Here is a 23,931-nt window from a genome sequence, read left to right on the forward strand (position 1 = left end):
ATGGCATTTTCTTCTTCAATTTTTTTGATTACTAAAATGCCTAATCAGGCCGATAATTTGTGTTATTTGCTTAATAAAAACAATGTTTGTGCAGCATCTTTTCCTATTTTTGTAATCAATCCACTATCGCCTCCATTGCCTGCGTATAATCACTATGATTTTGGAATTTTTGTTAGTAGCTATTCTGTATGGAATGCATTTTCCCTATATGATATTCCGGTGACAGCAAATTATTGGCTTGCTACTGGTAAGGGCACTGCTAATGCTATGTCGATGTATTTGCCCATTGAAACTATTTTATTTAAAGATGGGTATGGTGGGAGTGATACCGTACGTGAAATTTTGCAAGGTCTACCATCTTTTGTTAAAGGTAATAAAATTTTACTAGTGCGGGGTGAACCAACTCGGTCTGATTTGGCTCAATGGTTGCGTGAAGAGGGAACATTGCTAGAAGAGTATGTTTGTTATCAGCGTTGCGTTGATAGTGATTGGACTAATCGTTTATTGTCTTTCATAGATAATTTTAAAGAAATAGTTTTGGTTTTTACCAGTACCGAAGTTGCTAGGATTATCTGTTCTTTTTTGCAAAATAACCATTTTTATGGAGTTGCTTTTTCTTTTCTTTGTAGTCACCCTAGAATTCGTGATACGGTTCTGGGATATAAGTTGGGACCTGTATTTTTATCATCTCCTGGTGAGGATAATTTGACTAATGCTATTTATAACATTTCACTAACTATGTAATATTTGGGAGTAACTGTTTTTTTATGCTCTTCAAATGAAAATTATGTAATGAAAGAGAGAGGGTGCAATTGTGGCAGATTTATCTCCAGAATCAATAGATAATAAACAAGAGCCTAAACTGTCTGTTTTGTCATTTTGGGTTAAGATATTTTTTATACTGTTGTTTGTTGTTGGTATTTTCGGGATATTTTTTGCTAGCAATGTGTTGTACGAGTATGTTGCCACTAACAAGCATATGATTGCCACTTTACTTAACTCTGACCGATTTCATGCTAGTGATTTGAGTAATTTATCACGCCGTGTTCGTGAGATAGACGATCAGTTGAATGTTTTGCGTAGTAGATACGAGAGTAGTGCAGAGCTCTTGAATCATTACTCGGATGTTCATAATACTCAAGTCCTTGTTCAGATACGAGATTATGTTGGTGTTGCTACCTCTAATCTTATGTGGATGAGTCATCCAGATCGTGCTGTATCTATTTTGGCTTCGGCCTATCTTTTATCTAAGGGTGTTGCTGATCCAGCTTTTTCTCGATTAGCTGATTTGATTAAAGTCAAGATAGATATTCTTAAGGGGCTGCCCTTGTATGGTAGCGACGATTTTTATGCGCAAATGGTATATTTCAAAAATACTCTGGATATCCTTCGTTTTGTTGGTTATTCATCATCTAATCGTATAGATAAATATAACTTACACACGGATGATAGTGATCCAAACTCATTTTGGAAGAGTGTGTGGGTGCAGTTTCAGCGTAAATTTCATGATTTTGTTCGTATTTACCACGAAAGTGATCCAAATTTAGTGCTTTTAACTCCTGAAGAGAAGAATTTTGTTATGGAGATGATTCATCTTCACACCCTTTCTTTGAAGTTATCATGGGTTATTCATGATCAGAATTCCTACAATAGCAGTCTTGATAAACTTAGCAAGTTTGTTGATAGATATTTTGATCATGATGATAATTACAATAAATTTAAAGATATTATTGCTAAGCTATACTTGATAAAATTTGTTCCTCCTGAAGTTATTAATATGTCAGACATAGAACATTGTATTGACCATATTCAAGCTGCACAAAAAAATCTAGTTTTGGTGCCTGTTGAGAGCTCGAAAGAGGTGTCCGCATGATGAAGAAGTTTTTACAGTTGCTTGTTTTTTTTGCAGTGATAGTTTTTTTTACCGTCCTGGCGTTTCATTCTCACGGGGGATCTGTTCTATTTACTGTTCCACCATACCGTGTCGAAGTTTCATTCTTATTCTTTATATTATGTGCCTCATTTATCTTCTTTGGTGGTTATTTTTTGATACGGTTGGTTGATTTTTTTTTCCGCATACCTGATCGACTGCGTACTATACATCAACGGAAAAAGCATAATTCAGCTCTTCGATTGTTTTCTGAGGGTTTTGTGTACTTTTTAGAGGGGCGGTATGCTCGTGCTGCGAATGCTGCAGAGCAGTCTTTTGAGGCTAATTTGGTTCCGATTGTGTCTGGGCTTATGGCTGCCCAGTCATACCACGCCTTGGGAAAAGTTTCTGAGAGAGATTACTGGTTGGATGTGGTGAAAAATCTCCAAGGCGGGGAGCGCGCGCAGCGCTTGACGGCTGCGGAGTTGTATTTGAATGACAATAACCCTACTAGGGCATTAGAATTGCTTTCTCCTTACGTTTTGGATTCTAGTACAAGATATCTTGCGGTGACTAGGTTATTGTTTCTTACTTATCTTTCTTTGGAGAACTGGTCAGAAGCTATGAGGTGTTTCCGTATTTTAGAGAAAAGGCAGTCTATTCATCCGGCCTCTTTTTTTTCGCTAAAGCAGGAACTTTATCAAGGACTTGTTTCCAACACTGAAAGTGTTGAAGATCTGAAAAAGTTCTTTTCATGTTTATCTGAGTCAGACCAAAAATTACACATAGTGCGTGTGGTAAAGAGATTTTTGGAGTTGTTGGACTATGGGTTGGCTCGTCGTTACATTGAAGATTACCATAGGAAGGATTGGTCTTCTGAGTTAGCTCTGCTATATTCAGATTCTTGTGAAGATAATACAATTACTCATCAGATTGAGTGTGCTGAATTTTGGTTGCTTAACCACCAGGATGATGCTTATCTGTTAGTAACTTTGGCTAAATTGTGCCAAAAAAAGTCTCTTTGGGGTAAAGCTAGGGAGTATTTAGAGCAGGCTTGTTCCTATGGCGATGATATGGTTTTGCCTATTTACGAAAAAGCTTCCTTGCTTGATCGGTTGGGAGAGCATGAGCAAGCCAATGTTTTATATAGAAGGTGCGCTAAAAAGACATTATCTAGGCCATAGTATTTCCGGTACTATCTTTTTTTAGGTGTAGGATGTATACTACCAATCTTTGTTTAGTCCTGGTATGTCTCTGGTGCTTGGCATAGCTACCAGTTTGTTGTTGTTGTTTGCTTTGTCAGTTATGCTGTTGGTGTTTTAGGCGTGACAGTTTTTTTGTTTTATTAGAAGGATTTGCGTAATGTCTCAGAAGAAAAAGGGAACAGTTAAGTGGTTTAGCGATTCCAAGGGGTATGGCTTTATTACTCCGGATGAGGGCGGTGAGGATCTGTTTGTTCATTATTCGGCTGTTCAAATGAATGGTTTTCGTACTCTTAAAGAGGGCCAGTTGGTGTTTTTTGAAGTGATAGATGGTCCTAAGGGTAAGCAGGCGGCTAATATACAATCTTGTTAGCATACAACAACTTACTGTTTCAAAATAAGGGCGCTGCTTCTAAGGCGGCGCTTCTCGGCTTTGTCCTTGTTTATTTCCTGGTGTGCAGTGCTTACTTATTGTAGCGCTTGCCTGTCTTTGTGCCTCATATCTGATTTGTTGGAATCTTTTCATATTGTTTAGGTTTAACTCTGGATGTTTGGTCGTGTGGTTTTTTACTGCAATCTGACAATATCTCGTTGTTCTCGAAAAAACTAATCATAGTAATGCTTGCTTATTTCAATGCTGTTTTCTAGTCAAGTGCAACGTAACCTACAATGAAGTTGTGACCAATTTGTGATTTAATATTTGCCGAAATTATACCTACAGTATGAGCGTAATGCGATTATGGAGTGTAAATTACTATCATTGATTTACAAATTAACACCGAACAGCACGAGAACTCTATCCTTCCTTAATTACTACAAGCTTACAGCTATTGTGTTCGTTAAGCTTATAGTCCGTGGGTATATCTATCGCAATTATATTTTATAATATGTTGTCTAAATGTGATTACAAGTTTTAGTTTGTGATTATATAGCGACGGTATATGGTAGATATTGTAATAGTGTTTTAATAATGTTAGGAATAAGATAGTTATTTGATTTGCATGGTTAATATCCTATGTCTTAATTTATTCCGAGGAATTAAAGGTTTATTTTTTGTTATTTGGGTGTAAAAAATAAATTGTTTTTTGCTAAAGATGTATATTTAGTATTTTTGAAAAATAGTTGCATCGTAGCAGGGATGCTTCTAAGCTATTTCTAGATGCGCGTTGGTTATTTTTGTCATTAACGCACATTGCTTGCGATTTAAAGATTATTTAATCAATTTTACGGTGTATTTACTTATTTATTAAGGCACGGCAATTTTTGTCGTGCCTTAATACAAAGTCAAAAGTTATTTGCGTTTATGTTTACCATATTTATTTGCTGCCTCTTTCATATACTGCTTGTAGTACTCATCGAAGCTCTGTATGGCTGCTTTTATCAAAGTTTCATATGACTTTACTATTTTGTCAGCCTCACTTCTTTTATTTTCAGATTTTTTATTAATACCATTGAGCATAGTTTCTAGACTCGACTTAGCCATGTACTTTGTATTATGATTTCCATTTGGGTTATTAATTTCTTCTATGTCCTTTTGGATACATTCAAGTCTACTTACAATATCTTTGACTATTTTGTATTTTTTTCCTGCAAATTTAACAATATCTTCAGTTAATTTTCTGCTTTTAGGGGTTCGAGTGATCTTATCAAGAAGTTTATCTAATTCTTGCCGATCGTTGTAGCTGTGTATAATAATAGAAATATTAGTAGCTGTATTTGTATCTCCTTCACTATTCACAATGATATTAAAGACCTTTTGAACTAAGGCTGTTTTTTGCTCTTCAGCTAAGGGGAGATTAATATCAGTAACTTTTGATGTCTCTACCATAATACTATTTATTCCTTTTTTTATTGCTTCTGATCTTAGATACCTATCTACGCGTGGCATACTACTAATATCTGCGGAAATTTTACGTAAATTGTTTTTGGCACCTATTTTTTCAGTTTTTTTTCCTCTTTGGTTTTTAATAATTGATATTTCTGCTTTGATATCTCTAATCTTAGCTTTAACATTATCAGCATCAGCATCAGCATCAGATCCAGTACCTTCGTTTTCTAGAACATCAGTCATATATTCGATTAATTCTCTTCTTTCATAGTCATGCATATGAATATCCGGATCATTGATAAGTGCACTTATCTCTTTTTCAACCTTACTCATTTGTCTTGGTGAAGTAAGGTTTGGAGTAGTAGTTCTAGCTTGTGTAGAAGCTTGTGTAGAAGCTTGTGGTAGATTAACATTATGATCATTGATAGTTGTATTTATATCTTCTTTGATATCAGTCACTTGTTTTAATGAAGTAAAGTTTGTAGTAGTGGTGGTTTTGGGTCGTACAGAAGGAGTATCAACATTTGATGCAGTTGTTGTTTTTGCTGCTGTTGATTTTTCCGAAGAAGTGACTTTTTTATCAGTGGTGCTATTGTGCGGTGCATTTTTAGCTCTTGTAGTATTTCTCTTCCTTGTTCTAGTGGGTTTTGTAGTACTGCTGAATTGCTGATCTTGCGGAGTACTAAAAAGGGACTCGGGTATATTGGTACTGTTTAATAAGCCACCATCAGTTGTGTTCATTATAGATTTATTTGAACCAGAAGCTAAATTTCCAAATTTAATTTGTGAGACCAATACGTAAATGATTAACAGAAATAAATTAATTATTCCAAAGAAAATTAATACTTTTTTGGCAAAGAAACATTTGCTATTATTTGAGGTTAGCGAGGAATTGTTTTTCCTTTTTTTACCTTTTACTTTTCCTTCTGTACTAGAAAGAGGTTGGCTTTCTTCCCCCGCAGTTATTCCACTTCCAAGATGAGGAATAACTGCATGATCATAGGTATTACTAAAATCGTCTATACCTACACAATCTAGAGTTACTATACTAGAAGCAGATCCTACTGTACTAGCATAGTCCTCATCCTCAATGCTCAGACTAATATCGTCTGGGGGTCTACCTGCTGTATTATCATTGATTGACATATTTATCCCTACTTTTAGTGCTTATATTTGTAATGGAATTTATGCAATTGCTCTTTTTACCTTTACTAAGTAAACAATAGCGTAACAAATGTTAGATGACATATTACAGTTATACTAGAGTTATGTAATTTATGGTTTTCGCTATACAAAGGGGAAGTGATATACGGGATATTAAGGGGAACTTTTATAATTCATCAAAAGTAAAAGGGAATGTGATTAATGTGATTAATATGATTTGTGGTTTACAAAGAGGATGCTGATTTATCATTAGTGTGGTTTCATTGATATATTGTTTAGTTAGTAGGACATAAAAATAATGTAAGTAGGGTTAGTTTGAATTTTTTAAATTAGATTTGCACCCTACAGTTTCACTAGTAATTTTACTTACTTCTTAAAGTTTGTATATCATTACTTCGTAGTAATTTGGGTTTATGATTCATTGTTTACTGTAGTGTTATAGCTTCTAGTTAATATGTTCATAAGAGTTTTTTATTATATGGATAGATATTTTTTATTATGTTTTTATTATGTGATTATAAGCTTTTTGATCAAAGTCAAAAGTTGACCTGTTTTTTGCTATAACAATTATTGCCGTTCTTTTGTTGAAATTAAAATATTGTACAAAAATTAATAGTTATTTATATATTAATTATATAAATCTATAAAAAATCGCATAAATTTTATAGCTTAGGCAAATGACTAAATGTTGATAACAATTTGAATATAGTTTTACATTAGAGTTATTTGATATGGACCATCCCAATTTTTTGAATAGGTCCATATTTTGGTTTAGCTTCCATAATATTTCTAATTGTTCTTATGACATCTTACCAATGTTTTTCAGTAATTTTTTAAGTAATCTTTCTCTGCCTCTTGCGATAATTGAGCGTACATTTTCCACGGCCGTGTTAACTACTTCAGGTGCTGGATTTCTTCTAATTAGCACTTCCATTTTATCCATTTCTTCCAGAATATCTACGGTATTTGTTGGACAGGGGGCAGACGTTCCCTCATCTTTTACAGATTTGGCTTTTTCTTGATCTTGCACTAGCTGTTTCTGTAACTCTAACCTGTCGGCATCAGTTATTTTTGAGATATTTTCAGATAAAAAGTTGCTTATTTCTTCCGTGATAGCAGTTTTTTCTTTTATTGTGAGGCATGTATTATTTAATTCACGATTTTTTTGTATAAGTGTTTTCAGGATATTAGCAGTATCGTAATCAATATCTGTATGACCAATATTAGTAGTAGTTGACTCAACATAATTTTCATGGTTGTTTTTTGTGTTTGCATTAACACTAGTGTTTTCTACCATAGTTGGTTGAGGATTTACTGGAGTTATTGATGTAGCTGAAGTGCTACTTTCAGGTTGTTCATTATTGGTATTAGCAGTTGTTACTGAAACTGAAGTGCTAGCTTTAGGTTGATCATTATTGACTGCATTAGTTGTTACTAAAACTGAAGTAGTGTTTTTAGGTTTTGCAGAAGTAGTAACATCAGTTGTTTTATTTCTTATCTTGTTAGAGTGAGTGGAGGTTTTATTTTTTTTAGATTTTGCTTTCGCTGGCTTTTGTTTTTTTCTTATTCTAGCTGATGTACTGCTTCCAGAAGGGTAGTCCTGTGTGGTGCTGGAGAAAATATATTCAGGTGTTGTGCCAATTGAGTAACTTTCAGTTGAGTTCATTAGGGCTGTTGGTGAAGCAGTATCCGAAGTTCCAAACTTCAATTGAGCAAACAATACGCATATTATAACTATAAAAATTTGAATTATTCCCAAAAGTACTAATATTTTTCCACCTTGGAAAAGTCTGCTGTTTCTTGATGTTGTCAAAGAATGTTTTTTACTTTTTTTCTTGTTTTTTTCAGTAGCAGAAGTAGATTGAGTTACAAGGTTTTTATCGATTTCAGAAGTAGAATCATTTAAGGGAAAATTTTCAGAATTGCTGAAAACACTTAAATTATCAATATCCATGTGACTAAGTGATATCACACTAGATTCGGAACTACTTTCTTCTTCCTCTTCTTCTATGTTTACAACATGACTGCCTAGGGTATTTATTAGTACATTATTAATAGACATTATTTATTCCTGTTTTTAATTCTCAGTGTTTGTAATTGCTATTTTTACCTATGTTCGATGTAACATACAGTGACGAACATGTAAATATATACTACCGTTATAATAGAGTTATGTCATTTATCGTTTTTTCTATTTTGTATAAATAAATCATGTGAAAGATGCATGTTTCTTAGTCATATAAACATGAATTTTGTAAATAACTTGTTTAAGTTTGGCACTAGCAGTAATAAGAAAATGGCGCAGTATTAAAAATAAGTACTTTTATATGTTAGTTGCAATTAATATCAGAGATAAATGGATTGTGTCTGATGAGTAATAATTAGGTGATATTGCTTAGGATTAACTGCCTGATGTGCATATATATTTGCTATTAGATCATATCTATAATATGCAGTGGGTGGTTGTGTATAACAGAGGATCTTTGTTTTGCTGGTATATATCTATAGTAATTTTTTCGTTTCAATGATTAACTGCCTGATGTGCATATATATTTGCTATTAGATCATATCTATAATATGCAGTGGGTGGTTGTGTATAACAGAGGATCTTTGTTTTGCTGGTATATATCTATAGTAATTTTTTCGTTGATATAAGTATAAGAAATAAACTAACCAAATATTTATTGATGACATTTTACTAATTTTTGCAATTTTAATAACTTTATACTGAGTTGAGAAAATTTTTTATACAGTAAGTAAATTGTTATACCTAGATAGTGCTACTGATAGTAAAAATATTATGATTGATTGCAATTGTTGCGTTTATAACGTCTTTTATTGGAAAATTAATTGTAATTGCAATTGGTAGGCATAACTTACCCTAATTTTGCATACAATCTTTTTGTACTATTATCGCGGATGAGATATTTTTGCTAAAGTTATTAATTCAAATAAAAAGCTGAAATCAAACAATAACAAGTGATTGCTATCTTAGCATATGGTAGTGATCAACTAACAACTTGCATAAGGATGGAGAGGAAATATGGAAGTTATTTCCGGTAATGATGATTTTTTGGAAATGGATAATATATCTGTTTCTAGCCTACAGAGTGACTCTTCTAGTGGCATTGATTTAAGCAACAGTGATTCTCCTCTTCTAGGATTAGTGAATGAAAGAAATTTAGAAGTTGATGATAGTTACGGTTTTCCTAGAGATGATGTGTCTGTTACTAGCATGCAAAGTGGATCTTCTCTTGGTATTGATTTATCTGAAAAGGCAATTACTCTAAGACCAAAAAATGAAAGGCATGTATCTCCTCCTAGTGATGGAATTGAACTTAGAGATTTGTCTATGGATAGAGATACCGTTGTAGTTGAGGATAGAGCTAATGATGTCAGTGTTGGATCAAGAAAAATTACCGCTGTGGTAGTTGTTTGCGTTGTATTTGTTGTATTGCTTTGGGTGCTATATGCTGCTTTGATGATTGCTTCGAAGAATAGTGTTCAGTATTCTCACCTTATGCTTGCTGCTTCTGCCGTATCTCCTGTCCTTACAATTATTGCGGTTGGAATAGTTGCTACCATTGTACTTAGAGCAGTTAAATCGGTAAAGGAAAGAAAAGATAAAATTGATACTGATACCGGTTGCTTAAAACGTGAGCTAGAAGAATTAAGACGTGCTAAAAGTGAATTAGAACTCGAGAATTGTAAATTATCAGAGGATATTTCCGAATTAAGGGAGAGTTTGTCTAAAAGACCTAGGAGCATTAGTTCTAGATTTGGTAGTACTGAGGAAGTGGATGGACTGGTTAAACTTAGTGAGGATGTTTTCAGTTTAAGGCTTAAGGCTAGAAAATTAGGCGCAGAATTAGACGACTGCCATCAAAGAATGGATCAGGCCGTTGTTCTTATGCAAGGGGGTGATATTAATGGAGCCAAGATCATTCTAGGGTCTTAGGTTTGTCTTTTAATCGGTGGATTTTGTATTTAAATTAAAATAATGCACTAGGATTTTTGTATTTTGTAAGTATTAGTTTTGATCAATATTTTTAAGTATGGTGTTAATATTGCTGATAATGTTGCTAGTTATGGTGTGTTTGTTAGGATATGTTCCAATGTTAGCAGTTGTTGATATGAATTAGCATTCTTTAAGTAGTAACTTGTTTTTGTTGTAACTTGTATTGATGGTGTTTTTAGTGTGATATTTTTGGTCTATTATTTATAAGGGTTTGAACGATGTCTCAGAAAAAAGGAACTGTTAAGTGGTTTAGTGATTCCAAAGGTTACGGATTTATTACTCCAGATGATGGTAGTGATGATCTATTTGTTCATTATTCAGCTGTTCAAATGAACGGTTTCCGTACTTTAAAAGAGGGGCAGTTGGTATTTTTTGAAGTTATAGATGGTCCTAAAGGTAAACAAGCCTCCAACATTCAATCGTGCTAGCTTTTTCAGTGCCAGTGCAGTTGATGTTTGCTTGATTTGAACCATTTTGCTTTTATATCTTATCTGTTTAAAGTTGCTTCGTTTTAGATAAATATTTTATTTACTCTTTTCTAAGTTTATATAGGTGGAGTGAAAAGCAATTAAACAGTAGGATATTTTGTGAAAATGGTATGATGGCGGCCCGTATGGGGGCACATGGACTTATGTAAGAGAGATTAAATTGGATTACATCCAGGTATTTGTTAATTTAAAATAATGCAAAATTCTGGTGCGCACATCAACCATGTTGTTATGGAACGCTAAGCATAAATATAATAAATGTGATTTTATGTGCTTTTTCTATGTTCGCTAAGGTCACTACTTAAAGGCTTAAGTTGCCTTTGATAAAAGGTACTGCTTCGTAGTTTAAATGTGCGAATAGCTGGTGTAAAATCTACCTATTTTTATTCCTTACTAAAATTTATGCAGAAATATATGTGACTAAATATTTAATTTAACTTGAAGTATTATGATTTAAAGACATTGGGTTTTTGGTATCCTCATTACTATGTTGCAGAATAATTTGGGGAGATTGAATTTATTAGTGATAAATTAATACTAATTGCTATATGTAGTGCAGTTGTAACTTTATTAAAATATATAGTACTGCCTAATTTTGTACATAAACAGTACTAGTTATCATGATTTGTTTTTTTGTCAAACAGGAGGTTGTGTTCTTCGTTTTTTAGTTATTTTTGTCATTATTGTTAAGTCAGTTATGGGGGCCATAGCATAATTACAATAACAAGTGATGCTATTTTCCATTGCAGATACTTATTTGTATTATGGGGAGGAACCGTGCTTGGATCAAAAAATTGTGTCTCGTCTTCTACTGATAATCTGCTCGAAGCAGATGGTGTATCTTCTAATGCAGTTGCTTCTAATAATTCACTTTCACTTTGTTGTAGTAATGTTGTCTCTTCTGATGATATTTCAGCAATAGTGTTGCCTAGTACTAGTTCGTTGCTTGATAATTCTTGCAATAATTCATCTCTACAATTGCTTAAAGTTAGTCATGATAACTCTAGTTTATTTGTTACCGTAGCTATCTCTGTTATGATTATCCTAATGATATTGTGGGTTGTGTTTGCCATTTTGAGTGCTTTATTAAATTTAGGTATTATTGATGGGAATGCTATCAGGGGATTTTTGGTTGCATCGTCTTTTGTTTTGCCTGTTCTAACTGTGGCTGCTACCTTTGTGCTGCTGTTTTCCAGTGTAAAGAGGGAGATGCTAATTGAAGATCTGAGAAAAAATTATCCGAGTCGTGTTAGAAGAGATATTGATTTACGCGATTCCATCATATCTCATCTTTCAAGGGAAAATGATCTTTCTAGCTCCATTCTGGGTTCTCTTTTTGAAGAAAATTCAAATATTAAAAAAGAAAATGATAAGATTAGAGAAGAAAACAGAAGGCTGAATTTTTTGCTTAATACTAAAAAAAGCGTAACTAGAGTAAGAAGCGATGGAACATGTTCTGATTGAGGAGGTGGGTAACCTCCTCTTCAGTAATGTTATCCTACGTTATCTACGATGGATTTTGCAAAATCAGATGTGCTGAGCTGTGTCGCCGATGTCATTATTCTCGCTAAATCATATGTTACCTGTCCGTTGGATATTGATTTTTCGATGCCAGAGATTATTAAATCTGCAGCTTCAAACCACCCTATGTGCCGGAGCATCATTTCCGCTGACAATATAATCGATCCTGGATTAGCTTTGTTTTGAGCTGCGTGCTTAGGAGCAGTTCCGTGGGTTGCTTCAAACACTGCAGTTGAATCAGACAAATTAGCGCCAGGTGCCATTCCTATTCCACCTACTTGTGCCGCTAGGGCATCCGATATGTAATCACCGTTAAGATTTAGAGTAGCTACTACATCAGTATCGTCCGGACGCAGCAATATTCCCTGAAGAAAAGCATCAGCAATAGAGTCCTTGATTATCAGTTCATTGCCAGTAGTAGGGTGCTTAATTTTACACCATGGGCCTTGGTCTATTTCTTGTGCGCCAAATTCTCTTTTGGCGATGCCATATCCCCAGTCACGGAATGCTCCCTCCGTGTACTTCATGATATTTCCCTTGTGGACTAATGTAACGCTCTTTCTTTCATGGTCAATTGCATACTGTATGGCGCGACGAACCAAGCGTTCTGTTCCTTCACGAGAGACGGTTTTAATTCCTATGCCGGAAGTTTCGGGAAAACGTATCGCTGTTACTCCAAATGTGTCCTGTAAGTAAGAAATCAGTTTCTTTGCTTCTGGTGACTCGGCCTTCCATTCTATTCCTGCATATATGTCTTCTGAATTTTCCCTAAATATCACTGCATTAGTCTTTTCCGGGTGCTTGAGTACGCTGGGGGTGCCCTTAAAGTATCTTATTGGTCGAAGGCAGACGTAAAGATCAAGATTTTGACGTAATGCCACGTTGATGGATCTAATTCCACCTCCTACCGGAGTGGTTAGTGGTCCTTTTATGGCTACACAAAATTCCTTTATGGCATCTATAGTCTCATCAGGCATCCATGTGTTAGGTCCATATACTCTGTTAGATTTTTCACCAGCGTATATTTCCATCCAATGAATTTTTTTCTTGTTTCCGTAAGCCTTACTAACTACGGAGTCAATGACGAAAACCATAGCAGGTGTAATGTCTACTCCAATACCATCGCCTTCAATGAACGGAATAATTGGGTTATCAGGAGTGTTTATTTGGCCATTAGATATAGTAATCTTTTCGCCTTTAGTTGGTACAACAATCTTTTTGTACATCGACTTTTCCCCTATCTCAGCAATGGTAATACCCCATAATTATATACTACAGAGGGTGCATGATGTAATTATGAATCTAGAGAGTTAATGTTTTCTTTCATAATTTTTATAAACATAGTTACCAATTTGGGTGATGATGCCAGAACATCTCCGGATTCTAAGTAAGTTATATTTTTTTGAGGAAAAAGTTCCGACACTATTCCTCCTGCCTCTGTTACTAGCAGGCTTCCAGCAGCTATGTCGAAAGTCTTCAATTTTTCACCAAAAAACGCATCAAATCTACCCGTTGCAACATATGAAAGAGCCAATGACGATGATCCCATGACACGAAAGCTGTTAATCCTGCTATTAAGCGCTTGTATAACGGTTAAATTATCTCCATCTTTTTGGGGTTTTTGTGTGCATATGTTAACGTGAGCTTGAGATATATTTGAGCATGTAGATACTCTAATTCTTCTGTCATTTAAGAATGCCCCTACACCCCTGCTAGCCGTGAACATTTCGTTTAAATTAGGGTCATATACCACGCCGTGAGTTACGATACCCCTTTCTATGAGACCTATGGATATAGCGTAGTGTGGTATGCCGTGTATAAAATTATTGGTGCCGTCAATTGGATCTATATACCAAACACTATTACTGTTCCTTTTGTATGCCCAACCACATTCTTCAGAATATATATCATGTTCTGGGTATATATTGTGTATCATTGATACAATGCACCGCTCTGCGTTGACATCAGTATTAGTGGAAAATGTTCCATCTTCTTTCTTTTTGATCTTTATCTGATTTTTATCTATGGAATCACGAATGATTATAGATGAAGCCTGGCGTACTGCCTTAATTGCAGTGCTTAGGTAGTGGTGCACGTAAACTCCTATTATGGATTTATTACCCACCATTCTAACATATACGGATTCTTAATATACAGAGCGAGAGTACGCTCATATGGTACCTCTGCCGACTAGACAACGAATACTAATATCCATAGGCACGAGTATCATCACACATACTTATTGCAATTTTATGCAAAATTCCACATTATTTGTGTAATGATCCACTTCATATTCCCCAAGTCTTATCTGCATCAATATACTCCACAATTATCCACGTTACCAACAATTCCGTAGAAAGCAATAGCATCCAAAAAAGATCTAACTTCTTTTTTATATATTATTCCGTTACATCACTTTGCTACGGTTTTCACAGAGTCTTCTGTATTCTCCCATGGAAAGAGTTTCTATGTCCCGGACAATATACTTAGCTATTTTTTCTGAGCTTTTTTTATCTAAACTAAGAACTTTTTCATCACACAATACGAGAGCTCTTTCCAGTGAAACTTTTATTTTATCAATCGATTTTTGTGACAGAATAGATATGTAATTGGACACATATGAACCTTTCTTTAACTTATGAAGCCTAACCACAGAATTGCTGTTTGACTCAGAGTTAACTATTTTCTTGGCAATTATATCTACATTATTATATAAAATTTCATCTTTAGCTATTATTTCACGTATAGAAATGCATATATCACTGATTTCTTTCAAATCTTTGTTGCAAAAATATACATTGTGACAACGAGAGAACATCCAATTTTTAATCAAAATATTTGATGCACTTGCCACAGCGGGATAGAATTTCTCTCTTAGGGCGGTTGCGCACTTGATTATCATTTTTTTTGCATTAATTGGCAATTGTTCTGAGAATGATTTCCGACTCCTCATATCTACAGAAACTCTTACACCGTTCACATTAACCTTAATTTTGGTTTGCACGACCCCAATAGCATCTTCATCTGTGATATTTTCTGCTAGTTTTTTGCAATACCCATCCAATTTAACCAGCAACGCATCAATTGACAAGAATAGAAGATTTCTAATATCGGCCATAGACATCCCCTCAACTATTACAATGTCCTCCGGTTCTTTGTCATTCAGTGCATACTCGTTGATTTTACCCAGGATATATTTTTTTGCACTAGAGAATGTGCCAGTAAGGTCAGGAATTATGAACTGAGGAGTATTATTTGCTGCAATAGCTTTAGCTTCACGTGCACTATTGCTACGATTCTTACTAAACAAGTACCCAATTTCTCCTAGAATACAATCCTCAAACTCCTTGTCGTAGAAACTAGTGTCTCTTAGGATTGCATCGTAAGGGCAATAATAATACACCGCTGCCGATTTTGGGTTCCAGCAAGATATATATTTTTCTGAAAAATTCAATGGTGCTATGTTTTCGGAAACATTTGTGATTAAAGGCGAATTTTCAGCAATTGTAGTGGGATTTTCAGTAATTGCATTTATTCTGCCGATGTAACGGAACTCATCTTTTTCATTAAAATGGCAGTTTAATCCTGAGCTATCAATAGTGGATAATGTATTGATGCTAGCAGCTGAACCAATCTTATCTAATACATGTGATTCAGATTCCTCGTTAAAAAAACCGTGTGCTTTTAAGCTATCAATACAGGTGTCACCAAGATATTTATCAATCATTTCAAACAAACTCTTATCGATACAGTCTGTTTTTAAATCTGTATGATTGTAAGCTGAAATATTATCAATACATGCGTCGTCAACGTCAGAGTTTACTAGTTGTTTCAGATATTCTTTCAGCCATTCTGACGAATAGTAATCATGATCGACAAAATTTGAAGATGAAGAGTTACTGCAAACTTCAGAAAACAAGTTTCCAGAGAGCTCAGGGAGTGTAGTATGTTCGTCATAGCAGCAATAATCCATCTCCTCCTGTTTGTTAGACAAAAGTTGCGTTGTCTGAGTTAGAGGTTGCAGCGAAGCAGACGGATCTCCACCTAATTCTGTACATGAACCAGGTGACGTTCTAGTGACGGTATCACTAGAACGTATGCCCTCCCGACAATAGGATGAATCTATCCCAAGTAAAGAGACAACCTTTTCTTCAGAAGGGTTGGTAATCCCTGGTTCTTCTGAACAACACGATTCACTACCTATGTAACCATCAAAATCGCCAGTGTTATACATGTCGCCAACATGCTGTAATTCAGGCATGCATGGTGATTCACTATTAGTCAAATTATGCATATAAAATGTAAGTCGCAAATGTCGTTTGATAGCCCCTCATTATACATAACCTGTATATTTTAGTAATGAGAAATTGTATATGAAATATGATTATTATTGTGTGTCTTATCCGCAAACAAATTAAGGTTGTGATTTATCATATTTTATATATTGAGGCAATTAGGTGATTAAATTTTATTTAAAATTATAAAGATGACGTTTTTTATATTACTACGCGTAATGCAATTAATGTACTTATCTATCATTTATGTTAAGTTAAAATAACTTAGTACGTTCTCTTTGAAAATTCTCTTGCAATATTTTGTGGTCGTATAATCATCTTCAACTAGAGTATTCAATGTTTTTGTGAGTTTGTTGTTATTTAAATTAAGCATAATTTTATTCTGTGCATAGGTGTTTTCCATAATCTTTTTAAGTATACTTAATTACTCAACAATATGTTTGCTGTTGATTGGTATTCGTGCAATTTTCTAAGAAATTTAATTTATCGGTAAATGTTTTATATCCTAGTATTTTTGCGTATCTTGAGACAAATATATTGCTGATATTTTTTGATATCCTTAATTTATATCTTCCAAGATCATAGAAGGAGTTTATATGGTATTTACCCAGTATAGTTTTAACTTAGTGCTGTGATGTTACGACCTCTTCATCTAAGATGTTGTCAATAATATTTTTTATGCTTGTACAGTATTTTTGTCGATCGCCATAATGAAATTGATGATGGTGTTTTTATTCTAATTTATGTCACTCTTTCAGGTAAGTCTTAAATCATTTAAGAGGGGGTGATATCGTTATAACTTGCATCTTTATAGAAATTAAAATTTCAAACGAGGATGCTAATTTTCTTAGGAGTGTTTTTTGTTTCGATAAGATATGAGGTATGTGCGAGACGGTTTTTCACAATACGATTATCAGAACTATTTATCATATAGTTATAAATAATGTGGTATTTATATTGTTGCTTATTAAATTTATTTAATAATTTTTAATCTGCTTATTTTTCATTTAGTTATATTTATTCAACGAATATGACATTTAGTGTTTTATCAATGTGTTTCTGAGAATTGTTTTTATTGTTTGTGTTGCCTCCAGCACTATCATAGTAGTGTGTTTGGGGGGGTATTTGATAATAATTATATTTACCAGTTTTATAACTAGGGTCTATATGACGTTACATAATGCCATTGCAAAACACAAAGTGTTACAACATAAACATATCTGCCACATGATGTCATATGTGAATTATATTCGCATTTAATATTTTTGGTTTTTTGCATTATATAGATTGTAACATAAGTTGCCGTACCACTTACTATGCTATATTCTGCGAATACTTGTATCAAAACACCTTAGCAAAGAAGTTATGGCGTACTAAATGTATGACTATAACATACTAATAGAGACTAATATTTTTTGCTGCACTAGAGCAGGTGTTGCTGTATGATTTTAAAGATATATTTTGCAAGTCAACAATTAAGCATCTTGCCATTTTTTCTATTGTTTTCTTATCTAGGCTAACTACATTTCTGTTGTGAATTACAAGCGATTTTGACAACGAAATCCTCAATTGATCAAGTGATTGATTAGACAAGATGTTTATATGGCTATGTACGCTTTTACCCGTTGATAGCTTATGATTGCCAACAACGGAAACACATGAACAGCGATAATTTCTTTTAGTAATTGTTTTGGCAATATCATCAATATTAGACAGTAGCAAAAAATCATTGATTATCAGCTCATTTGCTTTGATAATTGTATTACATATTTCCCCTATTGACTTGTCGTAAATGTATATTCCATGGCATTCTGAAAATAGCCACTTTCTAATGGAGATTTCCGAGGAATTTTCTATTTCATTAAGAATTTTCTGGGGCAGACTGGAAGCGATTCTCATGAGCATTTCCTTAATTTTTTTTTGAAAAGGATCAGACCTTTTTTTGCTAGATGGTATGCTTAACGCATGTTGCGACGAAACCTTAATCTTAGATTGCATTATTAAAGAAATATCATCTATCCCAGAGTTTTCAATCATTCCTTGTATTTGTTCACAATATTCTGATATTTTTGTGAAAAAATCATTGTTTTTTGCTAGAATACCCTTAATGTCATCTATGGACATGCCATTAAGTATTGGTATCCTTGTGCTGTTATAAGCATCAGCTAAATCACGAGGAATATTACTAGTAATAAAGTCTTTAGCTCTTTGAAACGTTAAATAAAGATCAATATTATTGCTGTTACTATTGATTATTCTGCCATAATTGCTTGATGATCTACGTCTACTACTTGCTTTTTTAATATTTTTCAAAATAAAATCCTTAAACATTTCATCGCAGACATCTATATCTTCTATGGCGAAAGAATATGCTGACTTAGTGAGCAATACGGATTTGGGATCCCAGTAAGAATTGGACAGTGAAATTAGCATATCCGCATCTTCAGAGGGAAGTATCAATAAATTTGTTTTTTCTGATTCAACGCAATGATCAATGATTGGTACGTGTGCATTGTTAGTATATAGTTCATAAGTATTATTTCTGATTGAGGTAGGATCATAGTTTTTTTCCTGTATTAGTTCTTTGTCATAATGTGAGCTTTCCAATAGCTTAATATCATTTTCGATATTGCTGAGTTTTGTAGATACAAAGTCAGGTAATTCAGTACAATTTCTAAGAGTATATAGCTCCGGAGATGAATTATCTAACAACTCATTGCTGATTTGATTGATGTAATGATCTGAAGATAAACTTTCCAACAACTCAGCATTAGTTTGGGTGCTATCATCGTCAGAAAATAGTTTTCCTGATAAATTGGGAAGTTCTTGACTGAAAAGGTAGTTTTCATATATATCTTGTTCTTGATTTGGTAAAATGCATTCCAAGGAGGGCACAGAATATTGACCTGTACTAATTGGGTAGATCACATTACCCTCATGCTGATAAAAGTCGCCTTCCGTGGGATTCCACTGAAGATTTGTGGGTGAAATATTAAAAGACATATAGATAAGTCCTACAGTTTACTTAATTCAAACGTAAGTTTATTAGTAAGCGCATAAATGCTAACTAACATTAGTCGCTGCATTATCAAAAATTAATGATCTTAGCTATTTTCGTAAAAGTGATTACTCTCCGTGTTTACACTACGTGAGTAAGTGTACTCGCGATATTTGCTAAAAGTACAATCGCTTAAATTGTACAGTTTAAGATCAAAAATTATACCAAAAATATAACTCCTTATCTTTTTATAATCAACCAATATTGCAGTCAGCAACTTGCACAGAAAGACTTAGTTAGTTGCTAACCACTACCTTATTAATAGTTTTATCTGTACATAATTTTCTATAAGATTCCACAGACATATTTACTATATCAATAATTAGATGGTCTACCATGTTTTTTACTGATATCTCATCTAAATGAACCAGTATTTTACCATTAAAGACAAAAGATTCTCTCATCTCATTCATTAATCTATCAGTTGAGTTTTTTGCTAAATCAAATATGCGATCAACTAATCCCAAGATTTTCATTGAATCATAAAATGAACTGATACTGCCTTTTTCAATACTTTCAGTGACTACATGCATTTTATCTATCAAAAGATTATCTCTAACTATTGCTTCTTGTACTTCAACGCATGTAGCATATGTTTTTCTTAAATAAGAGTTGTACAAATATACTCCGTGATATTTAGTGAATAACCAACCTTTAAGTATTTCTAATCTTACGTTTTCTATTACTATGCGAATCTTTTCTGGCAAGCAGGACACACATTTTATTATCATTTTCGATATGTTTTTTCTAAATACCAAAGATTTCTTTATCGAAGGTGGAAAATAAAATTTATGCAATACTTTTCCTAGATAAACGTTAACTGATGATTGAAGAACTCGAGAAACATCACCATTTTTAGAAAAACTCATAATGTCCAACTTAAGTTGATTGCAGCGCTCAGACAATTTGATGAAAAAATTATTATTATTAACTAAAAGAATCCTAATATCATGTATAGACATACCTTCACATACAGGTACATCCATATCACCATGAAGTCCGATGATGTGAGGAGAAATAATTTTTTTGATGTACTGTCTTGTTTTAATAAGAGTAGGAATTAAATCCATACTGCAAGATTCATAAGGGAGTGACGTATTTTCATCAGGTGGATGCTTAGACCCCTTAATTTTTTTCAAAATAAAAATTCTAATATCATTAGTGTCAACGCTAATATTTTCTATAGCAAGAATATACGAAACGGAAAGAGATAGCTCAGAAGGTTTGAGATCTTTGTGTAAATGCAGGGGTGATACGGTAAATTTCTCTTTTAATGTTGGCATCAGTTTTTTATTTTTTCTTATTGCGTTACCTTGATTAAACTGTTCTAAACTGTAGCTGATATTGCTGGTAGAGGGTTCGTTGTTTTCGCAAAATTTATTATTGTCATATGCATTGTAGTTGCTTATGGGCATTTGTTGTGTACATATTATTGATTCACCCGGCATTATTTTGTCTCCCAAAAAACATAATTCTTCATTGTAACGGCTATCTTGGGTACTTTGTTGCGCATTTGTATCAAAATTATATTGCTGAGTTGGATATTCACATTCGTTTGTTTCTAAGGGGAATGATGGGTAGTTACTTACTGTTGATGCATATATTTCTGTTCCATTATTAAATGGGAAAAATTTACTGCTGTTACAACTACTATTGCTTTCTATTTCTTTTTCCCAAGATGACGATTGATTTGTTCTTGTAAAGCATGATGGCATATCATATCTGTAACCGCAGTTATTACTTCCAGATTCAGCACTACCTGCATATTGATAGCGTTCCAAATTACTACTTGATAATTGATTATCAACCTGACTATTTTCAAGTCCAGATGATAACCACTTCGGATATTCATTATTGATAAGGTGCTCAGTATTAAAAGTGCATTGCTGTTGAAACCCGAGATATCCTTGTTGATATAAATGATGATCATAAGATGTTCGATTGAGAGCAAATGGGGGATGATTGTTAAAACCATGCTCCTGATCATACATCAAATTCGTCGAGCTAGCGCATGAATTATCTAATGTTGAAGAACTTTCCACATCATATGCTGAGAGTTCATCATTAGTTGATAGCTCAGAATTTGAAATATGATTCATATCGTTTGCCTCAATACAAGTGTGTTACTGATTTTATACTATACGACTAATACTCAATTTACGTGGAATGCTATACCAATAAAGCTGGTAAAATTTAATGAGTGCCGTATAAACTTTTTGGTTTTGGATGAAATTAATGAACATTTAATATTACCAATTTGTACAGGAAAGAAATTTTCTCTTATCCTTAGAAACTCTTTCTATGACATTTAGTAGTACTGTATGGCATAAATTATAATCTGTGTATAATATTCATGTCTTCTCTCTATATGGTATGTCCTTACTAAACTAATACAATAAAATTGTGCATTTGATATTATTGTATGGTCACTATAGAAATAGTGCGTTGCTTTAGTTTGAAGAACCAAATCGCATATCTGACTGTAATAAAACTTGTAACATAAATGCATTTGTACTAACAACAGCTTTTATTCTAATGCTGCAATTCTTAAGTCGTATGGAATATAATATTAATTAACTAGTTTGTAGAAATGTTTTTACTAAAAATAGTGTGTTCTTAATTTGATAAAAATTGGTGAAAAACAAATGAATTTGGTATACACTTGTCACGACGTGGCGAAACTAAATATATATGGTGGTTAGAATGTATCCTAATATTTCATATCCTAATTTTCCAGCTACTAGAGATATGGAAAGAGGTAGCGATAGTGACTCTAGTGGTTGCATAGATAGAGAAAATTGTATAGATGCTAGTTCCTGTGCCAGTAGTAGTATTTCTGAAGGTAGCGACTTGTTGCAAAATAATGTTGCCGAGAATAGATTTTCTGAAACTCGTTCTATTGTATCTAATCGAAATCTTAATCAACGTTGTACTGAATTATGCCAAGTTGATGGTTATGCACATTTGTCACAACAATATTTAAATTTTTCAACTATTTATTTATGCAACAGTATTGCATTGCAAAATTATACTAATACTATTGTTGTGCCTTCTTTTCCGATTTGTCCAAAAAGGAGCAATGACCAATCTGGCAACAAATCCTCAGGTTTTAATTTTTTTCAGGCGCGTAATGATGACGGATGTTTGCTGAGGGCGAAAGAAGGTAAGACTGATCTTGCAATGGATCAGGAAAATAAAAATGCTGAAGTGGAAGAACCAACTCCTGGTATTGATTGCTCTGATGATGATGCGAATTGTGTGCCTATGGAAGCAACTAGCAATGAGAGGACTTCTGCAATAAGTCAGGAATGTAAAAATGATGATACGGAGGAGCGTGTTTTTGGTGCCGGCTGCTCAGTTCCGGGATTGTATTGGGGAGAGTGTAAGTTATATTTACCAAAAAATTACAACTACTGTAATGTGTTGCATATGGCGTACAATTGCAGCATATATAAATGTATTCTAGAGAAGGTTGATGTTCGTGATGTAGAATTTGAAAATTTCATTGCGTGCAATGTTATTTCTGCAGTAAAAAAGAAAAAGGAACCGTATGGTGTGAGGTTTTATCAGTCCTGCAGTTTGGATTTGTCTGTTACTCGTAATAATGCGAAATTATTTGTTTTTAACAAGGTATCGTCTTGTATGAATGGCATTGATGATGGTGAAGATGTAGTGCTGTCTGAAGGGATGTCTATAGAAGATATTAAATCTCTTATGCTTTCGAATGAATTTTTTTTGAAGTTATCTGATAAATGTAAATTGATCAAAAGAAGTGTTTCTTTATCTAGTGAATCTGATATTCCTTCTTTAGTGCAATCAAAGATTAAGATTTTTTCAGAAAAGTGCGGGGTGGGGTATGTGTTTTCTCTGTCATCCAACAAGAAGAAATCACTGAGTTTTATTGTTAATACAAAGAGGATGATAGAGAGAGTAATATTAAGTTTGCCCGAGGGATTTTCTTCTGTGGTTGGTCGTTCCACTGATGATGATATCAAAAGTTGGTTTTTTTCGGATTGTCACGGTGCACGTATATATAAACCATTTTTTAAAATGATTGTCAATATATGTGTTGCTACGCATAGAATGGTACTGGAAGATCAAATGTTACTTGACAATGTGAGTTTAATAGCTGGTAATATTGTTGGTAGAGGCAATGGCATAAATTCAATTACCAGTATTATAAATTTCCATAAGTTAGTTGAGAATGGCACTTCTGTATACGATCGTATATCAAATTTGTCTGGTATGTATGTTAGTAATATATCAACTGTATTGGAGAACTCTATTGTATTGTTACCTGATAGTAAGTTAGGTAACTTGAGTAAGGAAATGGTTATAATAATGTCAAAACATTTTGTGGTTGATATAATTATGTCGTCTGTTCAGGCATATAAGTCACTTTGTAAGAGAAAGGTATCGGAAATGAGAGGGAAATCTACTTCCTGATTTTTTACTTCGATAAATGATAAATGCCATTGTAGTTGCAA

15 protein-coding genes are annotated in these 23,931 nt (G+C 33.7%); 8 read left to right on the plus strand and 7 right to left on the minus strand.

From position 1 onward, the window contains the following. The 4 genes from Arg41_RS04760 to Arg41_RS04775 all read left to right on the plus strand — a co-directional run bounded on the left by Arg41_RS04760 (position 1) and on the right by Arg41_RS04775 (position 3,445). Positions 1-744, plus strand: coding sequence for a uroporphyrinogen-III synthase (locus tag Arg41_RS04760; protein ID WP_157722282.1), 744 nt, complete (start codon positions 1-3; stop codon positions 742-744). A 70-nt stretch (positions 745-814) separates the two neighbouring features. Beyond that, complete coding sequence (locus Arg41_RS04765; protein WP_092343090.1) at positions 815-1,873, plus strand: uroporphyrinogen-III C-methyltransferase; 1,059 nt, start codon at positions 815-817, stop codon at positions 1,871-1,873. Then, positions 1,870-3,054 (plus strand): heme biosynthesis HemY N-terminal domain-containing protein, encoded by a 1,185-nt coding sequence (locus Arg41_RS04770; RefSeq protein WP_092343091.1) that lies wholly within the window; start codon positions 1,870-1,872, stop codon positions 3,052-3,054. The genes Arg41_RS04765 and Arg41_RS04770 overlap by 4 nt, the downstream gene beginning before the upstream one ends. Positions 3,055-3,232: 178 nt before the next feature. Continuing rightward, entirely contained in the window at positions 3,233-3,445 is a 213-nt protein-coding gene (locus Arg41_RS04775) for a cold-shock protein (protein WP_092343092.1), read from the plus strand. Positions 3,446-4,363: 918 nt separating this feature from the next. On the opposite strand, the gene Arg41_RS04780 is transcribed toward Arg41_RS04775, so the two are convergent. Together Arg41_RS04780 and Arg41_RS04785 are read right to left on the minus strand one after the other, a co-directional pair. After that, positions 4,364-6,046 carry a hypothetical protein gene (locus Arg41_RS04780; protein ID WP_092490524.1) on the minus strand — a complete coding sequence of 561 codons (1,683 nt, stop codon included), beginning with the start codon at positions 6,044-6,046 and terminating at the stop codon, positions 4,364-4,366. Between the two features lie 817 nt (positions 6,047-6,863). Further along, the gene (locus tag Arg41_RS04785; RefSeq protein ID WP_092490525.1) at positions 6,864-8,126 is read right to left on the minus strand and encodes a hypothetical protein; all 1,263 of its coding nucleotides are present in this window, start codon (positions 8,124-8,126) and stop codon (positions 6,864-6,866) included. Positions 8,127-9,107: 981 nt separating this feature from the next. Between Arg41_RS04785 and Arg41_RS04790 the strand changes: the two genes are divergently transcribed. From Arg41_RS04790 to Arg41_RS04800, 3 genes are all read left to right on the plus strand, one after another. Beyond that, complete coding sequence (locus tag Arg41_RS04790) at positions 9,108-10,022, plus strand: hypothetical protein (protein ID WP_092490526.1); 915 nt, start codon at positions 9,108-9,110, stop codon at positions 10,020-10,022. A gap of 278 nt (positions 10,023-10,300) precedes the next feature. Further along, positions 10,301-10,510 carry a cold-shock protein gene (locus Arg41_RS04795; protein ID WP_092343639.1) on the plus strand — a complete coding sequence of 70 codons (210 nt, stop codon included), beginning with the start codon at positions 10,301-10,303 and terminating at the stop codon, positions 10,508-10,510. An 837-nt stretch (positions 10,511-11,347) separates the two neighbouring features. Continuing rightward, positions 11,348-12,034, plus strand: a complete 687-nt coding sequence (locus Arg41_RS04800; RefSeq protein ID WP_092343640.1) for a hypothetical protein — start codon at positions 11,348-11,350, stop codon at positions 12,032-12,034. Between the two features lie 29 nt (positions 12,035-12,063). Here Arg41_RS04800 and icd read toward each other — a convergent pair whose 3' ends face one another. The 5 genes from icd to Arg41_RS04825 all read right to left on the minus strand — a co-directional run bounded on the left by icd (position 12,064) and on the right by Arg41_RS04825 (position 21,543). Then, positions 12,064-13,317: an NADP-dependent isocitrate dehydrogenase gene (icd, locus tag Arg41_RS04805; protein WP_092343641.1), complete on the minus strand. Its 1,254-nt coding sequence runs from the start codon at positions 13,315-13,317 to the stop codon at positions 12,064-12,066. Between the two features lie 68 nt (positions 13,318-13,385). Next, positions 13,386-14,186, minus strand: a complete 801-nt coding sequence (locus Arg41_RS04810; protein WP_157722283.1) for an inositol monophosphatase family protein — start codon at positions 14,184-14,186, stop codon at positions 13,386-13,388. Between the two features lie 312 nt (positions 14,187-14,498). Further along, positions 14,499-16,385 (minus strand): hypothetical protein, encoded by a 1,887-nt coding sequence (locus tag Arg41_RS04815; protein ID WP_092343643.1) that lies wholly within the window; start codon positions 16,383-16,385, stop codon positions 14,499-14,501. Positions 16,386-17,781: 1,396 nt separating this feature from the next. Beyond that, positions 17,782-19,389 (minus strand): hypothetical protein, encoded by a 1,608-nt coding sequence (locus Arg41_RS04820; RefSeq protein ID WP_092343644.1) that lies wholly within the window; start codon positions 19,387-19,389, stop codon positions 17,782-17,784. Positions 19,390-19,680: 291 nt separating this feature from the next. Then, a complete protein-coding gene (locus tag Arg41_RS04825; RefSeq protein WP_092490527.1) occupies positions 19,681-21,543 on the minus strand; it encodes a hypothetical protein in 1,863 nt (620 codons plus the stop codon). A 604-nt stretch (positions 21,544-22,147) separates the two neighbouring features. Between Arg41_RS04825 and Arg41_RS04830 the strand changes: the two genes are divergently transcribed. After that, complete coding sequence (locus tag Arg41_RS04830) at positions 22,148-23,890, plus strand: hypothetical protein (RefSeq protein WP_092343646.1); 1,743 nt, start codon at positions 22,148-22,150, stop codon at positions 23,888-23,890. Positions 23,891-23,931: the final 41 nt, after the last annotated feature.

The organism is Candidatus Ichthyocystis hellenicum (assembly GCF_001460935.1).
GTDB classification, from domain to species: Bacteria; Pseudomonadota; Gammaproteobacteria; order Burkholderiales; family 2013Ark19i; genus Ichthyocystis; species Ichthyocystis hellenicum.

Bases quoted from the DNA above. Each gene is read 5' to 3' on its own strand.
- Arg41_RS04760 (WP_157722282.1), top strand. From the start codon at position 1: ATGGCATTTTCTTCTTCAATTTTTTTGATTACTAAAATGCCTAATCAG.
- Arg41_RS04770 (WP_092343091.1), top strand. From the start codon at position 1,870: ATGATGAAGAAGTTTTTACAGTTGCTTGTTTTTTTTGCAGTGATAGTT.
- Arg41_RS04775 (WP_092343092.1), top strand. From the start codon at position 3,233: ATGTCTCAGAAGAAAAAGGGAACAGTTAAGTGGTTTAGCGATTCCAAG.
- Arg41_RS04780 (WP_092490524.1), bottom strand. From the start codon at position 6,046: ATGTCAATCAATGATAATACAGCAGGTAGACCCCCAGACGATATTAGT.
- Arg41_RS04785 (WP_092490525.1), bottom strand. From the start codon at position 8,126: ATGTCTATTAATAATGTACTAATAAATACCCTAGGCAGTCATGTTGTA.
- Arg41_RS04790 (WP_092490526.1), top strand. From the start codon at position 9,108: ATGGAAGTTATTTCCGGTAATGATGATTTTTTGGAAATGGATAATATA.
- Arg41_RS04795 (WP_092343639.1), top strand. From the start codon at position 10,301: ATGTCTCAGAAAAAAGGAACTGTTAAGTGGTTTAGTGATTCCAAAGGT.
- icd (WP_092343641.1), bottom strand. From the start codon at position 13,317: ATGTACAAAAAGATTGTTGTACCAACTAAAGGCGAAAAGATTACTATA.
- Arg41_RS04815 (WP_092343643.1), bottom strand. From the start codon at position 16,385: ATGCATAATTTGACTAATAGTGAATCACCATGCATGCCTGAATTACAG.
- Arg41_RS04820 (WP_092343644.1), bottom strand. From the start codon at position 19,389: ATGTCTTTTAATATTTCACCCACAAATCTTCAGTGGAATCCCACGGAA.
- Arg41_RS04825 (WP_092490527.1), bottom strand. From the start codon at position 21,543: ATGAATCATATTTCAAATTCTGAGCTATCAACTAATGATGAACTCTCA.
- Arg41_RS04830 (WP_092343646.1), top strand. From the start codon at position 22,148: ATGTATCCTAATATTTCATATCCTAATTTTCCAGCTACTAGAGATATG.